We start from the raw sequence: 14,813 nt of genomic DNA, 5'->3' as shown, positions 1-14,813 counted from the left end.
GTTACAAGCTCGTGACTTGACAGGATGCACATCGATGTAGGCAAACTCTTGGCTCAAGGCCGCGGCACTCGGATCCGGCCGTCTCGTACCTCAGCTCCTCCTGCGCCTTTTGATGCTCTGCATCGTGTAACCGGTTTCATGAAACCGGTTACACCTGACGAAAAGGAAGGTTCTGCATGTCTTTGTCCCGGACAGCGCGCGCTCTCGTGGCGGCCATGGGTGCCGCGGTGATGCTGACCGCCTGCGGTTCCAGCGGCGACGCCGGCAGCGGCGGCAGCAACATCACGCTCAACGTCAACCTGTTCGGCAACTTCGGCTACAAGGCGCTCTACGACGAGTACCAGAAGGCCCATCCGAACATCAAGATCGCCGAGCACACGGCCGCCTACAACGACCACCACCGGGACCTGGCCACGCACCTCGCGACAGGGACCGGCGCCGGCGACATCGAGGGCGTCGACACCGGCTTCATCGCCCAGATGCGGGCGGTCGGCAAGCAGTTCACCGACCTGGGCACCGACCGCGCGTCGCAGTACCTGCCCTGGAAGTGGCAGGCCTCGATGACCAAGGACGGCAAGCAGATCGGGTACGGCACCGACGTCGGCGGCCTCGCGATCTGCTACCGCCGCGACCTGTTCGAGCAGGCTGGGCTGCCCTCCGACCGTGAGGCGGTCTCCGCGCAGTGGGCGGCCGGCTGGGACAAGTACATCGAGGCCGGCAAGAAGTACACCGAGAAGGCGCCGAAGGGCACCGCGTTCTTCGACGGCGGCGGCGCGCTCTACAACGCCGTGATCGGCCAGGCGCCGCAGGGCTTCTACAGCGAGGACGACAGCATCGTCGTCGGCACCAACCCCGAGGTGCGCAAGGCCTGGGACCTGGTGGTCAAGGGGATCCAGGCGAACCTGTCGGCGAAACTGATCGAGAGCTCGCCGGAGTGGAACAACGGCTTCGCCAAGGGGCAGTTCGCCACGATCGCCTGCCCCGCGTGGATGATGACGAAGATCAAGGACCAGGCCAAGGCGTACGCCGGGAAGTGGGACGTGGCAGCGGTCCCCGGCGGCGGCGGGAACTGGGGCGGGTCGTACCTGACCGTGCCCAAGCAGGGCAAGCACGTCGAGGAGGCCAAGGCGCTCGCCGCCTGGCTGACCGCCCCGGAGCAGCAGGCGAAGATCTTCACCTCGCAGGGCCTGCTCCCGTCGATCCCGGCGCTCTACGACAAGCCGGAGATCGCCCAGTACAAGGACCCGTTCTTCAACAACGCGCCGGTCGGCACGATCTTCACCACCGCCGCGAAGCAGCTCAAGCCGCAGTACCAGGGTCCGCGCACCGGTGACATCCAGACCACCATCCGCGACGGCCTCGTCCGGGTCGAGCAGGGCAAGCAGAACTCCGAACAGTCCTGGCAGCAGACGGTCAGCGACGTCGACCGCCTGAAGAAGTAGCCAACCTCGCACGGCCGGCGGCTCTTGGGGGAGCCGCCGGCCACCCCGGTGAAGGATTGACATGACCCTGCTCAACCGGCTCGACACGAAGGGCTCGCCCTACCTCTACGTCACGCCGTTCTTCCTGCTCTTCGGTGTGTTCGGGCTGTTCCCGCTGCTCTACACCGGGTACGTCTCGTTCAACGACTGGGACCTGCTGGACGCCGGCGAGCACACCTGGGTGGGCCTGGCGAACTACCGCGAGCTGCTGCACGATCCGTACTTCTGGAACGCCCTGGGCAACACCCTGAGCATCTGGGTGCTGTCCACCGTGCCGCAGCTGCTCGCCGCCCTCTGGATCGCGCACCTGCTCAACCACCGGCTGCGCGCCCGCACCAGCCTGCGCATGGGCGTGCTGCTGCCGAACATCACCTCGATCGTCGCGGTGACGATCGTGTTCACCCAGATGTTCGGCCGTGACTTCGGCATGATCAACTGGCTGCTCGGGCTGACCGGGCTCGGACCGGTCGACTGGCAGGCCAACACGTGGAGCTCGCACCTGGCGATCTCGGTCATCGTGGCCTGGCGCTGGACCGGCTACAACGCGCTGATCTACCTCGCCTCGATGCAGGCGATCCCGCACGACCTGTACGAGGCGGCGGAGCTCGACGGCGCGTCGTCCGGCCAGCAGTTCTGGCGGATCACCGTGCCGCAGCTGCGCCCGACGATCATCTTCACGGCCGTCATCTCCACGATCGGCGGCCTGCAGGTGATGGCCGAGCCGCTGCTGTTCGCCGGCTCGTCGACCCCGACCGGTGGCTCCGACCGGCAGTTCCAGACCGCCGCCCTGTTCATGTACGAGCAGGGCTTCCGGGAGTTCCGCTTCGGCTACGCCTCCGCCATCGCGTGGACGCTCTGCCTGGTCATCGCCGTCTTCGCGATCGCCAACTACCTACTGACCCGGCGCATCGCCAACGACGAGGAGTAGGCCGCCGTGACCGTTCTTACCGACAAACCCCCTTCCGCGCGTACGGCGGTGGCAGCCCCGAAGCGGCCGTCCCGCCGCCGCCGGTTCGGCTACCCGCGGCGCGCGTCCGTGTGGACGTACGGCGCTCTGCTGGCCGTCGTCGCCGGGTCGGTCTTCCCGCTCTACTGGTCCTTCGTCGTGTCGTCGCAGACCAGCGAGGCCGTCGCCCAGGTGCCCCCGGTCCTGATCCCCGGCGGTCACCTGTTCGACAACATCGCCTGGGTCTTCGACAGCACCGACTTCGCCCAGGCGCTGCTGAACTCGTTCATCGTCAGCGCGTCCGTGACGATCTCCGTGGTGTTCTTCTCGACGCTGGCCGGGTTCGCCTTCGCCAAGCTGCGCTTCCGCGGCCGCAAGGTGCTGCTCGCGCTGGCGATCGGCACGTCGGTCGTGCCGCAGCAGCTCGGCATCATCCCGCTCTACCTGCTGATGGCCAAGCTCGGCTGGACCGACCGGCTCGCCGCCGTGATCGTCCCCGGCCTGGTCACCGCGTTCGGCGTGTTCTTCATGACGCAGTACCTGGGCCGTGCCGTGCCGGACGAGCTGCTGGAGGCCGGCCGCATGGACGGCTGCGGCACGTTCGGCCTCTACTGGCACGTCGTCCTGCCGGCCGCCCGCCCGGCCGCGGCCGTGCTCGGGCTGTTCACGTTCATGCAGGCGTGGAACGACTTCTTCTGGCCGCTGGTCGTGCTGCAGAACAACGCCACCGTCCAGGTCGCCCTGTCGTCGCTGGCCAGCGGCTACACCACCGACTACACCCTGACCCTGACCGGCACGGTGCTGGCCACGGTCCCGATCCTGGTGATCTTCATGGTTCTCGGCCGGCAGATCGTCGGCGGCATCATGCAAGGAGCGATCAAAGGTTGACAACATTGAATGAACCGGCGGCACCATTCGAACTCCCGGCGATGCCGGACGACTTCCTCTGGGGCGCGGCCACCGCGGCGTACCAGATCGAGGGCGCGGTCGCCGAGGACGGGCGCGGCGAGTCCATCTGGGACACGTTCACCCGCCGGCCGGGAGTGATCACCGGCGGCTCGTCCGGGGTGGTGGCCTGCGACAGCTACCACCGCTGGCGCGACGACGTGGAGCTGCTCGCCGGGCTGGGGGTGGGCGCGTACCGGTTCTCGGTCGCCTGGCCACGGGTCATGCCGACCGGTCGCGGCACGGTGAACGAGGCGGGGCTGGACTACTACGACCGGCTCGTCGACGCGCTGTGCGAGCGGGGCATCCGCCCGTTCGTCACGCTCTACCACTGGGACCTGCCGCAAGCGCTGGAGGACACCGGCGGCTGGCGGGAGCGCGACACCGCCGAGCGGTTCGCCGACTACGCGAGGGTGGTCGCCGGCCGGCTCGGTGATCGGGTCCGGGACTGGATCACGCTCAACGAGCCGTACGTGTCGTCGATCGCCGGATATGCCGAGGGCCGGCACGCCCCCGGCGCGCGGGAGGGGCACGGCGCCCTGGCCGCGGCCCACCACCTGCTGGTCGGGCACGGTCTGGCCGTCGCGGCGCTGCGCGCGACAGCCCCCGCCGCGCGGGTCGGGATCACCCTGAACCTGTCCCCGGCCGTGCCGGCCACCGGCTCGGCGGCGGACGAGGCGGCCGCCCACCGGATGGACCTGCTGCTCAACCGTCAGTTCACCGACCCGGTGCTGGGCCGCGCCTACCCGGAGGGCTTCGAGCGCCTTTACGCCGGCGTCAGCGACCTGTCCTTCCGGCGCGACGGCGACCTGTCCCTCATCGGCGCCCCACTCGACTTCCTCGGCGTCAACTACTACTACCGCATCCACGCCGCCGACACGCCGCACGAGCAGCCCGACCCCGCGCTGCGGACCGCCAGCGACATCGGCGTACGGTCGGCGCCGCGCGACGGCGTGCCGCTGACCGACCTGGGCTGGCCGGTCGAGCCGCGCGGGCTCTACGACACGCTGACCGGGCTCGCCGGGCGGTACCCGGGGCTGCCACCGGTCTACGTCACCGAGAACGGCATCGCCGAGCTGCGCGACGACACCGGGGCCGACCCGGAGCGCATCAGGTTCGTCGCCGAGCACGTGTCGGCAGCGGCCCGGGCGGTCGCCGACGCCCGGGTCGACCTGCGCGGCTACTTCTACTGGTCGCTGATCGACAACTTCGAGTGGGCGCGCGGCTACGGTCCGCGGTTCGGGCTGGCGCACGTCGACTACGCGACCGGGGTCCGCACGCCCCGGGCGAGCTACCACTGGCTCCGGGAACAGCTCTCCCGACGTACGGGAAGAGTGGTTTTGAACGGTTTCTCGTCTTGATTGCTGAGACGACGAGCACTCGATGCAACAAAATGAGCCCCGCACACGTCTCTGTCTTTATGGGGTTCACTCGCCTGCGGGCGTATCTGGTGTTTGGTGTGCTGGCCGTGGCGGCGGCCGTGGCTGTGGTGTTCGCGCTCGTGAAGGACTCGCAGGGCGGTGCGGTGGCCGGTGGCTGCCCGGCCGGTGCGACGATGGTCAACCTCACGCTGCCGACCGAGGCGGACCAGGTGAAGCTGCGGGTGCTCAACGGCACCCGCACGCCGGGCCTGGCCGACCAGGTCAGCAACGAGTTCAAGGATCGCGGCTTCGTCACCCAGCCGACCAAGGACAGCAAGAAGAAGGTCACCGACGTGGCCGTCATTCAGTACGGGCCGAAGACGGTCGGCGCCGCCCAGTGGATCCGCGCCTACTTCCTCGGCGACGCCGTTCCGGAGTACAGCGCGGAGCGCACCAACGACGTCATCGACATCGTGATCGGCTCCAAGTTCCGGTCGCTGGCCACGTTCACCGAGGTCAACCAGTCGATGGCGCAGATCGGCGTGCCGACCGCCCCGCCCGGCACCTGCGTGGCCCCGGCACCGAAAGGCGCTTGAGTTCCACAAATCTCCGCCGGTGACGTCGGATCCGGGCGCGGCCGTTCGTGGCATGACTGAGCGGCGAACGACCGCGCCCTGCGAGGAGACGACCATGACGGAATACCTGATCAGCTTCAACGACGAATGGGTGCCCGAGCACACACCCGAACAGATCCGGGCCAAGAGTGTGGCCAGCCGCGCGGTGATCGCGGAGATGCAGGCCCAGGACGTGCTGCTCTTCTCCAACGGCGCCCTCGACCGGTCGACCGCGTTGTGCTCGGTCACCCTGGTCGACGGCGAGCCGCTGTTCACCGACGGGCCCTACACCGAGACGAAGGAACACCTCGGCGGCTTCTGCGTCGTGGACGTGCCCGACGACGAGGCCGCCCGGTACTGGGCTGGGCGGCTGGCGGTCGCGCTCGACTGGCCGCAGGAGATCCACCGCTTCCGCGGCCCCGGCGAAGCCCGCCTCACCCGCTGAACTTCTCCTTGGCGTCACACCTCTCACCACCAGCCGGATAGTCCCCGCTGGTGGTGAGAGGTGTATCCAGGGTCGGATGCACCCGTGTGGGCGAGCCGGGTGAGTGCGGCTGGTGGTGGAGGGTGTGTCCGGGTGCCTGGACACACCCTTCGGCCGTTCTGAAGTCTTGCGGCTTGATCATTGTGCGGTGTTGATGCCTAGCTCTACTATGCATCGCAGTTCTAGGTATGGAGGGGGGAGCGTGCGCGTCACCAAGGATCTCGTCGCCGCGTCGGCCACACCGATCGTGCTCGGCATCCTGGCCGAGGGCGACAGTTACGGCTACGCCATCCTGCGGCGCATCAACGATCTGTCCGGCGGGGAGCTGGACTGGACCGAGGGCTTCCTCTATCCGCTGCTGCACCGGCTGGAACGGCTCGGCCATGTCGAGGCGAGCTGGCAGACGGCCGGCGGCGGCCGCAAGCGCAAGTACTACCGCATCACCGAGCAGGGGATCGCCGAGCTGGCCGAGCAGCATCGCCAGTGGGAGACGGTCGTCGACGCGCTCAAACAGATCTGGCCCGGCGCCGGCGACTTCCGCCCGCTGATGGCCCCAGGGGGAGGCACCGCGTGACCGTGACGAACGAACCGGACGAGTTGGAGGGGCAGTTCGCGCAGTGGCGCGACTATGTGCGCCGCCGCCCGGAGCTGGCCGCCTCCGACGCCGACGAGCTCGAGGATCATCTGCGCAACTCCGTCGACGAGCTGACCGCGATCGGGCTGCGCTCCGACGAGGCGTTCCTCGTCGCGGTCAAACGGATGGGCGGTCTCGACGAGTTGTCCCGAGAGTTCGCCCGGGAGCATTCGGAGCGGCTGTGGAAGCAGCTGATGTTCACCGGCGACCCGGTGAAGGCCAGCCCGCAGCGGCGGGACCTGGCCGCGATGCTGGTCTGCGCGGCCGGCGCCGCGGTCTCGGTCAAGGCGCCGGAGCTGTTCGGCCAGCGGTACGAGGGCGAGGGAACGTTCTACGACACGAACCTCGCACTGTTCGCGCTCCCATGGCTGGCCGCGTTCCTGGCCTGGCGGCGACGGGCCTCGATCAAGGTGTACGGGGTCCTGGCCGCGCTCTTCGTGCTCGGAGCGGTCGGCGCCAACGTCTACCCGGTCGGCGACGAGTCCCAGTCGGTGGCGCTCACCGCCTCGCACCTGCCGATCGCGCTGTGGCTGGTGGTCGGGATCGCGTACATCGCCGACGACCTGCGCTCGTCGCGGCGGCGGATGGACTTCATCCGGTTCAGCGGCGAATGGTTCGTCTACTTCGTGCTCATCGCCCTCGGCGGGGGAGTGCTCATCGCGTTCCTCGGCGGCACGTTCGAGGCCATCGGGCGCTACCCCGAGACGCTCATCTGGCAGTGGGTCGTGCCGTGCGGCGCGACAGCCGCTGTCGTCGTCGCCGGCTGGCTCGTCGAAGCCAAGCAGGGCGTCATCGAGAACATCGCACCGGTCCTCACCCGGCTGTTCACGCCGCTGTTCGCGGTGGCGCTGCTCGCCTTCCTGGTCGCCGTCGGCTGGAACGGCAGCGGCATCGAGGTCGACCGCGACACCCTGGTGATGTTCGACCTGCTGCTCGCGGTGGTGCTCGGGCTGCTGCTCTACTCGATGTCGGCCCGCGACCCACTCGCGCCGCGCGGCACGTTCGACTTCCTGCAGCTGGCGCTCGTCGCGAGCGCGCTGATCATCGACGCGCTGGTGCTTTACACCATGACCGGGCGCATCGCGGAGTACGGCACCACCCCGAACAACGTGGCGGCGCTCGGCGAGAACATCGTGCTGCTGGTCAACCTCGCCTGGTCGGCCTGGCTGCTGCTGGGCTTCGTGCGGCGGCGGCGCGCGTTCGCGGTGATCGAGCGGTGGCAGACGGCGTACCTGCCGGTCTACGCCGTGTGGATGTGGGCCGTGGTCCTGCTCCTGCCGCCCATCTTCCACTACCGCTGACCTGGTCGCGCGATCCGATGGTGGCGAGCCGGGTGACCGGACCCGCCACCATCGGCGCATGTCACCTCATGGTGCTCGCCGCGCCGGCGACCGGGGTTCTCGCAGGATGCGACCCCGGCGGGCTTTACACTCCGTTGGACGCCCTTGTCCGATCAGGAGGATAGGGTGCGGCAGTGATCGACGACATCGACTGGGCGGCGTTGGAACACGCCGAAGGCTGCGCCGACGACCTGCCCGGCCTGCTGCGCGACGCCGAATTCGACACGATCGTCGACCTGGTTTTTCCGCAGGGCACGCTTTACTCAGCCACGGTCGCGGCCGTTCCCTTCCTTGCCGGCCTCGCTCACCATGCACCTGCCCGGCGCGACGAGTTCAGTTGGCTTCTCGGCATGCTCGCTGACTGCAATCACGCCTACGGGGAGCTGTTCGACGAGGTCCGGGCCGCGGTCGCCGCCCAACCGCTGCCACCGCTCGACGACCCTGATCCTCGGGTTAGAGCTGCAGCGGCGTACGTCGTGGCCCAGGTCGACGGCCCGGTCACGCTGTTGCACGATCGCTTCGCGATCAAGACCGATCCGGCGGTATGGAGTTCGTTGCTGCTCGCGCTCGGCGAGCTCGATCCGGCAGGCGCTGCCGCCCGGTTCCCGTTCACGGGGAGTGCCGACGAACGCTACGCGGCCGGTCTCGCCGCAGTCCGTGCCGGTGTGCCGCTGCCCGCCGGCGCCCCGGCCGCGGTCACCGCCGCGCTGGACGATGGTGTCGATCTGAATTACGCCTGGCTGCGACGCGAGCCGGTGGACGAACTGCTGCTGTCCGCCACCGACGAGGGCGCGCATCTCGATGCGCTCAGCATCGAGAAAGATCGAGCAGTCCGACGGAGGGTTATGGCTGTCGGCCAGCGTACGAGCCCGGATGACGGCCTGTCGATCCTGCGGCACGACGTCGAACCGAGTGCACGGACGGTACTCGCGCGAGCTGAGAGATGTTCCGATCGCGGGCGTGGCGACCAGGATCCAACTTCAAGTACGCCGATTCATCTGCGGTAACGCCGCCTGCATCCCACGGACATTCGTCGAGCAGGTAGACGGTGTGACCTGCCGCCGAGTGCGTAGCACGGACGGCTTGCGCCGGACGCTCACGGCGATCGCCCTGGCGCTCGTCCGCCGAGCAGGGGCACGGCTCGGCGCAGTGCTCGGGATGGTCACCAGCCGGAGCAGCCTGCTACGGCTGATACGGGCACTGCCAGACCCACCCGAGCGTCCGGTGACAGTCCTGGGTGTCGACGACTTCGCGATCAAGGAGGGCCAGAACTACGGCACCGTCCTGATCGACTGCGAAGACGGACGAGTGGTCGACCTGCTACCTGGGCGCGACGCCGCGCCGCTGGCCGGCTGGCTCGACGCGCACTCGAAGCCGGATGTGATCTGCAGCCAACACCATCTCCCGATACGCGCGTGCCGCCACCTGGCAAGAGATGATCGTCGGGCAGAAGCCACGTCCGAGCAGCCTCGACCCGTTCAAGCCACACCTCCTGCGGCGCATCGCCGAGGATTGCCTCAAAGCCGCCACCTTGCACCGCGAAATCGCCGCGCAGGGCTTCACCGGCAAGTACGGCATCGTCCGCGCCGTCGTCGAGCAGCACCGCACCCGCCCGGACCTGAGCAAGATGACCAAGCCTCCATCGGTTCGGGAAGTCACCGGCTGGATCTGCCGCCCCCCTGATCAGCTGATCGAGCGCGACACCGACCAACTGCGAGCAATCCTCGAACGCTCCCCAGAGCTGACCGCCGCCGCTGACCTGGTGCGCTCGTTCGCCCAGATGATGGCCGGCCTGCACGGCGACCGACTCGGCGAGTGGATCGCAGCGGCGCAGCAGGCTGGGTTGCCAGGTATCACCAGCTTCGCCACCGGCCTGACCAATGACTTGGACGCTGTTACCGCGGGCCTGACCTTGCCGCATAGTTCGGGGGCCGGTGGAAGGCAACGTCAACCGGATCAAGATGATCAAACGGCAGATGTACGGCCGAGCAGGCTTCGACCTGCTCCGTAAGCGAGTCCTACTTGCTTACTGACTCTGAGCGTGGCAACGAAAGCCGCACGAGCTGTGTGCCAAGATCGGTCCGTGGACCCGATCGAGATCGAACCAACGGAGTCAGGCGGGTACAGCCTTTGGCTCGAAGCCGGCACCACCGACGTTGACGAGATCATCCACGAACTCGGCCACGAGGCAAACGGCTACTTCTGGGAAGGCGTCGCCGAGCTGCTCGTAGCCTCTGAAGCACCGAGTCTTGCCGGGCGATTCTCGCCCGATCCGGAAGGTGGAGCCTTCTGTGCATACAGCGACGACCGCGCCGTACTCGAAGACTTGGCCGCTCGACTGCACAAGGTCGCAACAGAAGAGAGCAGACTGCGGCAACTCGTTGATCTAGCGGCTACCACCGGTTTCGAGTTCGACGACTGACTGCCTCCACACTTTCTGTGCCAGAACCGACTTCCAGCGCAGGCTGTCAGTCAGTCTCGGCGCCATCGGTTTCAGGGCCGAGTTCGTGGCGCTGAGTTTCAGCGCCACCCGCCGGGACTGGTCTGCCCTTGAAGGCGAGCCACGCTGTCCAGTGGAGTAACTGGTCTCGCTGCCGACGTCTGGCACGTCGTAGGGAGTTGAAGTCGACCAGGGCGATGTCGAGACGGCCGAAGGCAACTTGAGGCCGAGAACCGGGCGGTGGGCTCCAGTCGTCGACGTGGACGACCAAGCACATCCATGAAGCCTCTGGGGAGCCCTCGTAGAGGTACGGGAGCAAGGCGAATGTCTCCCCACCTCGCGGGTGAAGATCCTTGGCGGTGCGGCTGAACCCTCGCTGCTCAGCGGTGCTGATCAGCTCTCTCAGTTCGTCGTTGGAGACGACGCGCAGGTCAGCGGGCACGGGTAATCCCCACCATGACCGCACTGATCTCTGCTCGATCGCGCGGCCGAACAACCGGATCAAACCCCGCCTCCTCGATGGACACGTATGCTCTCACGCTCGGGATCGCTCGCATGCGCTCTGACTTTGGATTTGTCACCGAGTTCGAGCGCCACCGGCTGGGGGACCCGGTCGGCGGCAAATCCGGATGCTTGGAGGCCCGGATGTAGGGATACTTCCTGGCTTTGGATCACCGTGCGCCAGCTCTGCGCGTTGACTCGGGACAGGTGGAAACATGGGCGCTGCGGAACAGGAACAGCTTGAGGCGATTGTGGAGGTGACCGCGCTCGGCCTGGAGGTGTGGCTTCGTGGTGGCCGGGCGATGGACTTCTTCCTCGGGCGTGTGACCCGGCCCCACCGGGATGTGGATTGGTTCGCCTGGTCGTCGGACGCGGGCCGGCTCGCCGCCGCGCTCACGGGGCGCGGCTATGAACTGCTTCCCGAGCCCCGCATGATCGGCAACTCGACTTCGTGCGCGGCGGGCTGGATCTGAGCTTCGCGCTTGTCGCCAGAGACGAGGAGGGACACGTGATCGTGCCAAGCGGGCCTTGGGCTGGCCAACGGTGGCCCGAGGGAATGCTGGACCGGCCTGCAGCCAGGATCGGTGACGTGCGGTGTCAGGGGATCAGCGACGCGCCGGCCAACAAGTATGTCGACTTCCGGAAATGCTCGGGTCTGGGATGCTGATGAACAGTCATCGGGAAGCCGTGGAGAAGATTGCCCGAGCTCTCTTGTCGACATTCCCTGACTTCGATTACGTCTACGTCAACAACGTCGAAGCCTACGGCGAGTTCGCGCCCGGGTTGTTCTTCTGGGAAGTGGTCCAGGTGACGGTCCGGTCCTACCTGGGTGACCGGGACGAGCCGGATTGGCGCAGCACACTCGACTTCATGGAGGCGGTTGCGCGGTCCGGCGGGCAGGAGGAGAGGAAAGCTGTCGCCTTCCACTTCCTGTGGAACCTGCCGAACCGCGGTGAGCCGGGGCATGAGCTGGTCGGCGAACTGGGACCGGAACTGACACGGGTGCTCGACCGGGTGCAGCACAGGCAGCCGGTCGACTGAATCGACCTCGGGCCGTCAGCCCTTGGTGATCGCATCGATCAGGTCGCCGACCGGGCGGTCCGGCAGGGCGCGGGCCACGTCGGCGAGCGCCACCATCCCGACCAGTTGGTGCCCGTCGATGACCGGCAGGCGGCGCACCTGGTGCTGACCCATCGTGCGCAGGATCTCGGTGGCGTCGTCGTCCGCGCCGATCGTGACCGGCTTGCCCTGCGCCAGCTCACCCGCGGTGACCTCGGCGGGGTTGCGGCCCTGCGCCACGGCCTTCACGACGATGTCGCGGTCGGTGAGCATTCCCTTGAGCCGGTTGTCGTCGCCGCAGATCGGCAGGGAGCCGACCTCGAGGTCGGCCATCTTGCGGGCGGCGTCGGCCAGTGTTTCCTTCTCGCCGACGCAGGTGGCGTCGGGTGTCATGATCTCGCGTGCGGTGGCCATGTCCCCTCCTCGGGTTGTCGTGCCTACTCCGAACGCATACCCGCACCTTGCCGAGTGATTCAGGTGGATCAATGCGGATTCCAGGCCCCCGGGCGTACGCCGGTGCCACGCAGGAAGAACGCCGAGAAGTTCGACGCGTCGGGGAAGCCCAGTCGCCGCCCGCACGCGGCCGGGCTCAGTCCGTCGTGGACGAGCAGGCGCTTGGCCTCCAGGAGCAGGCGCCCGGTGAGGTAGTCCTTGGCCGAGCGCCCGGTAGCCGCGTGCGCGCTGCGCGACAACGTCCGCTCCGAGTAGCCCAGCCGCCGGGCGTAGTGGCCGACGTCGTGGTGGCTGCGGAAGTCCTCCTCGACGGCCAGCCGGAAACGCTGGAACGTGTCGTCGGGCGCAGCACGGTCGCCGGCCGGCGGGTCGAGGCGCAACAGCAGCGCCGACAGGAGCAGCCGGAGCACCTCCGATCGGCGGTCGGACAGGCCGAACTCGTATCGCAGATGGTCGAGGGCGCGCCAGGCGGGTGGCCCGGCGATCCACGGCTCGGCCGCCTGCGGCACGGGCCCGGCCGGCTCGAACAGCACCAGGTCGCCCGCGAGCCGCTCGATGCCGGTCCAGCGGTGCACGACTCCGGGCGCGATCAGGAAGACGCTGCGCGGGCCGAGAGCGTGCGTGGCGAAGTCCGCGGTGACGCTGCCGTGGCCGGTGCGGACGAAGGCGAGCACGTGGAAGTCGGCCCGCTGGGTTCCGCCGTCGTTCAGCGACCGCAGCCGCGCGAACGTCATCGTCTCCACCGGGGTCTGCGCCTCGCGAGGCGGTTGGTAGACCAGCTGCCGAATCATGTGTCCAGTTTTCACCACGGGCTGTCAGGCCACGACGATGCCGCCAGAACTGTTCGATGGTTGATTTGCAGGGCGAAAGGAGAACGCTCATGTTGCCCACTTATGACCATCACCGGGGTTCCGGCCTGACGCTCGTGTTCCTGCACTACTGGGGCGGCTCGGCCCGCACCTGGCAACCGGTGATCGACCGCCTGCCGGGGCGGGACGCCGTCGCGGTCGACGCGCGGGGATGGGGACGATCGCGGGAGCTGCCCGGGCCGTACACCCTGGATCAGCTCGCGCAGGACACCCTCGACGTGGTCGCGGACGCGGGACTGCGCGACTACGTGCTGGTCGGCCACTCGATGGGCGGCAAGGTCGCCCAACTGGTGGCGGCCACCCGCCCGGCCGGGCTCACCGGGCTGGTGCTCGTCGCTCCCGGCCCGGCCGAGCCGCCGGCGGTCGTCACCGCCGAGTATCAGGAGCAGCTGGCCCGGGCGTACGATTCCGACGAGAGCGTGGCCGGCGTCCGCGACCACGTCCTCACCGCGACGCCGCTCGCCGATGACCTGGCACTGCAGGTGGTGGCGGACTCGCGGGACAGTGGCCCGGCGGCTCGCTCGGAGTGGCCGCTGCGGGGGATCGCGCGGGACATCACCGCCCGTACGCGGGAGATCGACGTGCCGGTGCTGGTGGTGGCCGGCGAGCACGATCGGGTCGAGCCGGTCGGGGCGCTGCGGGCGCACCTGATGCCGTACCTCAGCAGGGGTGATCTTGAAGTGGTCCCGGGGAGCGGGCATCTGATCCCGCTGGAGGCGCCGGACGCGCTCGCCCGGGCGATCAGCGCTTTCGTGCCGAGCTGACGGACCGCCACAGCACGTGCTGGGTGAGCAGGGTCAGCACGCCGCCGGCGACGATCGCGGCCAGGTTGATGACCAGCTGCAGGGCGGAGCCGGCGGCCTCGTCGCCGGCTCCGTAGGCCAGCGCGACCGCGGCGTTCGCGGCGGCCGGCACGGTGGTGACCGAGATCAGGACGCCGACGAGCGTGCCGGCCTTCGCCGAGGTCAGCGACAGGATGCCGGCGACCCCGCCGAGGAAGCCGATCACCCAGGACAGCGCGTCGGGCTGCCAGATGAAGTCGGTCAGCGGCCGGTCGGCCAGCAGCATCGACTTGTCGACGAGACCCGCGGCGGTCAGCAGCCACACCGCGCCGATGGTGACCAGCATGCCGAACGGGAAGCCGACGCCGAGCGCGATCCCGGAACGGCGGACCAGGTGCCATTTGCGCTGGACCAGGCCGACGCAGAGGGCGGCGAGCGGGCCGAACTCGGGGCCGACCACCATCGACCCGACGATGAGGATCGGCTGGTCGAGCAGGACGCCGACCGCGGCGATGACGGTGGCGACGGCCATGAACGCCAGGAACGAGGCCGACAGCTCGGTCTCCTCGCCGGTCTGCTGCTCGATCTCGTGCCAGACGACCGCGTCGACGCCGAGCCCGGGCATGCGCCGGGCGGCCCGGTCGGCGGCCGCCGACATGGTGGCGTCGACGCGTTCGACGACGATCGCGCCGTCCTGTTCCAGACCGAGGGCGCGCAGGCGGTCGAGCACCGCGCTGGCGCCCTCACGGACGACGTCGAACTCGACGACATCCCCGGCCGGCGACAGGGCCGCGCCGGGCAGCACGACGAGGTGGGTGATCGCATCGTCACCGGCCAGAGCCGCCCGGACGCGGCTGGTGACCTTTTCCGGCGTGATCACCCGGACGTGCAGCATGGACGACCC

17 protein-coding genes are annotated in these 14,813 nt (G+C 68.6%); 14 read left to right on the top strand and 3 right to left on the bottom strand.

The genetic code is table 11. From position 1 onward, the window contains the following. The first annotated feature begins 176 nt into the window (after nucleotides 1-176). From Acy02nite_RS27770 to Acy02nite_RS27710, 13 genes are all read left to right on the top strand, one after another. Nucleotides 177-1,442: an ABC transporter substrate-binding protein gene (locus Acy02nite_RS27770; RefSeq protein ID WP_203745797.1), complete on the top strand. Its 1,266-nt coding sequence runs from the start codon at nucleotides 177-179 to the stop codon at nucleotides 1,440-1,442. Nucleotides 1,443-1,503: 61 nt separating this feature from the next. Next, complete coding sequence (locus Acy02nite_RS27765; RefSeq protein WP_203745795.1) at nucleotides 1,504-2,409, top strand: carbohydrate ABC transporter permease; 906 nt, start codon at nucleotides 1,504-1,506, stop codon at nucleotides 2,407-2,409. Between the two features lie 48 nt (nucleotides 2,410-2,457). Beyond that, nucleotides 2,458-3,315, top strand: a complete 858-nt coding sequence (locus Acy02nite_RS27760; RefSeq protein ID WP_203746211.1) for a carbohydrate ABC transporter permease — start codon at nucleotides 2,458-2,460, stop codon at nucleotides 3,313-3,315. A 41-nt stretch (nucleotides 3,316-3,356) separates the two neighbouring features. Beyond that, nucleotides 3,357-4,733 carry a GH1 family beta-glucosidase gene (locus tag Acy02nite_RS27755; protein ID WP_203745793.1) on the top strand — a complete coding sequence of 459 codons (1,377 nt, stop codon included), beginning with the start codon at nucleotides 3,357-3,359 and terminating at the stop codon, nucleotides 4,731-4,733. Between the two features lie 59 nt (nucleotides 4,734-4,792). After that, on the top strand, nucleotides 4,793-5,329 hold the full coding sequence (locus tag Acy02nite_RS27750; protein ID WP_239175266.1) for a LytR C-terminal domain-containing protein: 537 nt from the start codon (nucleotides 4,793-4,795) through the stop codon (nucleotides 5,327-5,329). Between the two features lie 94 nt (nucleotides 5,330-5,423). Beyond that, entirely contained in the window at nucleotides 5,424-5,792 is a 369-nt protein-coding gene (locus Acy02nite_RS27745) for a YciI family protein (RefSeq protein WP_239175265.1), read from the top strand. 241 nt (nucleotides 5,793-6,033) lie between these two features. Next, on the top strand, nucleotides 6,034-6,405 hold the full coding sequence (locus Acy02nite_RS27740; protein WP_203745784.1) for a PadR family transcriptional regulator: 372 nt from the start codon (nucleotides 6,034-6,036) through the stop codon (nucleotides 6,403-6,405). After that, nucleotides 6,402-7,766 (top strand): permease prefix domain 1-containing protein, encoded by a 1,365-nt coding sequence (locus tag Acy02nite_RS27735; RefSeq protein ID WP_203745782.1) that lies wholly within the window; start codon nucleotides 6,402-6,404, stop codon nucleotides 7,764-7,766. Before Acy02nite_RS27740 ends, Acy02nite_RS27735 begins: the two co-directional genes overlap by 4 nt. A 173-nt stretch (nucleotides 7,767-7,939) precedes the next feature. Then, the gene (locus Acy02nite_RS27730; RefSeq protein WP_203745780.1) at nucleotides 7,940-8,812 is read left to right on the top strand and encodes a hypothetical protein; all 873 of its coding nucleotides are present in this window, start codon (nucleotides 7,940-7,942) and stop codon (nucleotides 8,810-8,812) included. Next, nucleotides 8,718-9,488, top strand: coding sequence for a transposase (locus Acy02nite_RS47635; protein WP_203745778.1), 771 nt, complete (start codon nucleotides 8,718-8,720; stop codon nucleotides 9,486-9,488). The genes Acy02nite_RS27730 and Acy02nite_RS47635 overlap by 95 nt, the downstream gene beginning before the upstream one ends. A 400-nt stretch (nucleotides 9,489-9,888) precedes the next feature. After that, on the top strand, nucleotides 9,889-10,227 hold the full coding sequence (locus Acy02nite_RS27720; RefSeq protein ID WP_203745776.1) for an Imm51 family immunity protein: 339 nt from the start codon (nucleotides 9,889-9,891) through the stop codon (nucleotides 10,225-10,227). A 734-nt stretch (nucleotides 10,228-10,961) separates the two neighbouring features. Then, entirely contained in the window at nucleotides 10,962-11,219 is a 258-nt protein-coding gene (locus Acy02nite_RS27715) for a nucleotidyltransferase domain-containing protein (RefSeq protein WP_203745774.1), read from the top strand. A gap of 238 nt (nucleotides 11,220-11,457) precedes the next feature. Beyond that, nucleotides 11,458-11,787, top strand: coding sequence for a hypothetical protein (locus Acy02nite_RS27710; protein ID WP_203745772.1), 330 nt, complete (start codon nucleotides 11,458-11,460; stop codon nucleotides 11,785-11,787). Between the two features lie 15 nt (nucleotides 11,788-11,802). On the opposite strand, the gene Acy02nite_RS27705 is transcribed toward Acy02nite_RS27710, so the two are convergent. Further along, on the bottom strand, nucleotides 11,803-12,219 hold the full coding sequence (locus Acy02nite_RS27705; RefSeq protein ID WP_203745770.1) for a CBS domain-containing protein: 417 nt from the start codon (nucleotides 12,217-12,219) through the stop codon (nucleotides 11,803-11,805). Between the two features lie 68 nt (nucleotides 12,220-12,287). Further along, nucleotides 12,288-13,049, bottom strand: coding sequence for an AraC family transcriptional regulator (locus Acy02nite_RS27700; protein WP_203745768.1), 762 nt, complete (start codon nucleotides 13,047-13,049; stop codon nucleotides 12,288-12,290). Between the two features lie 89 nt (nucleotides 13,050-13,138). On the opposite strand from Acy02nite_RS27700, the gene Acy02nite_RS27695 reads away from it, so the two are divergent. Continuing rightward, nucleotides 13,139-13,891: an alpha/beta fold hydrolase gene (locus Acy02nite_RS27695; protein ID WP_203745766.1), complete on the top strand. Its 753-nt coding sequence runs from the start codon at nucleotides 13,139-13,141 to the stop codon at nucleotides 13,889-13,891. On the opposite strand, the gene Acy02nite_RS27690 is transcribed toward Acy02nite_RS27695, so the two are convergent. Next, a complete protein-coding gene (locus tag Acy02nite_RS27690; RefSeq protein ID WP_203745764.1) occupies nucleotides 13,869-14,804 on the bottom strand; it encodes a DUF389 domain-containing protein in 936 nt (311 codons plus the stop codon). The genes Acy02nite_RS27695 and Acy02nite_RS27690 overlap by 23 nt on opposite strands. Nucleotides 14,805-14,813: the final 9 nt, after the last annotated feature.

The sequence above is a fragment of the Actinoplanes cyaneus genome (genome assembly GCF_016862095.1).
Taxonomy (GTDB): domain Bacteria; phylum Actinomycetota; class Actinomycetes; order Mycobacteriales; family Micromonosporaceae; genus Actinoplanes; species Actinoplanes cyaneus.
Note: the sequence above shows the minus strand (reverse complement) of the source record. Positions and strands in the feature narration are given on the sequence as shown.

Coding starts and splice junctions, on each gene's coding strand:
- Acy02nite_RS27770 (WP_203745797.1), top strand. CDS start 177: ATGTCTTTGTCCCGGACAGCGCGCGCTCTCGTGGCGGCCATGGGTGCC.
- Acy02nite_RS27765 (WP_203745795.1), top strand. CDS start 1,504: ATGACCCTGCTCAACCGGCTCGACACGAAGGGCTCGCCCTACCTCTAC.
- Acy02nite_RS27755 (WP_203745793.1), top strand. CDS start 3,357: ATGCCGGACGACTTCCTCTGGGGCGCGGCCACCGCGGCGTACCAGATC.
- Acy02nite_RS27750 (WP_239175266.1), top strand. CDS start 4,793: ATGGGGTTCACTCGCCTGCGGGCGTATCTGGTGTTTGGTGTGCTGGCC.
- Acy02nite_RS27745 (WP_239175265.1), top strand. CDS start 5,424: ATGACGGAATACCTGATCAGCTTCAACGACGAATGGGTGCCCGAGCAC.
- Acy02nite_RS27715 (WP_203745774.1), top strand. CDS start 10,962: ATGGGCGCTGCGGAACAGGAACAGCTTGAGGCGATTGTGGAGGTGACC.
- Acy02nite_RS27705 (WP_203745770.1), bottom strand. CDS start 12,219: ATGGCCACCGCACGCGAGATCATGACACCCGACGCCACCTGCGTCGGC.
- Acy02nite_RS27700 (WP_203745768.1), bottom strand. CDS start 13,049: ATGATTCGGCAGCTGGTCTACCAACCGCCTCGCGAGGCGCAGACCCCG.
- Acy02nite_RS27695 (WP_203745766.1), top strand. CDS start 13,139: ATGTTGCCCACTTATGACCATCACCGGGGTTCCGGCCTGACGCTCGTG.
- Acy02nite_RS27690 (WP_203745764.1), bottom strand. CDS start 14,804: ATGCTGCACGTCCGGGTGATCACGCCGGAAAAGGTCACCAGCCGCGTC.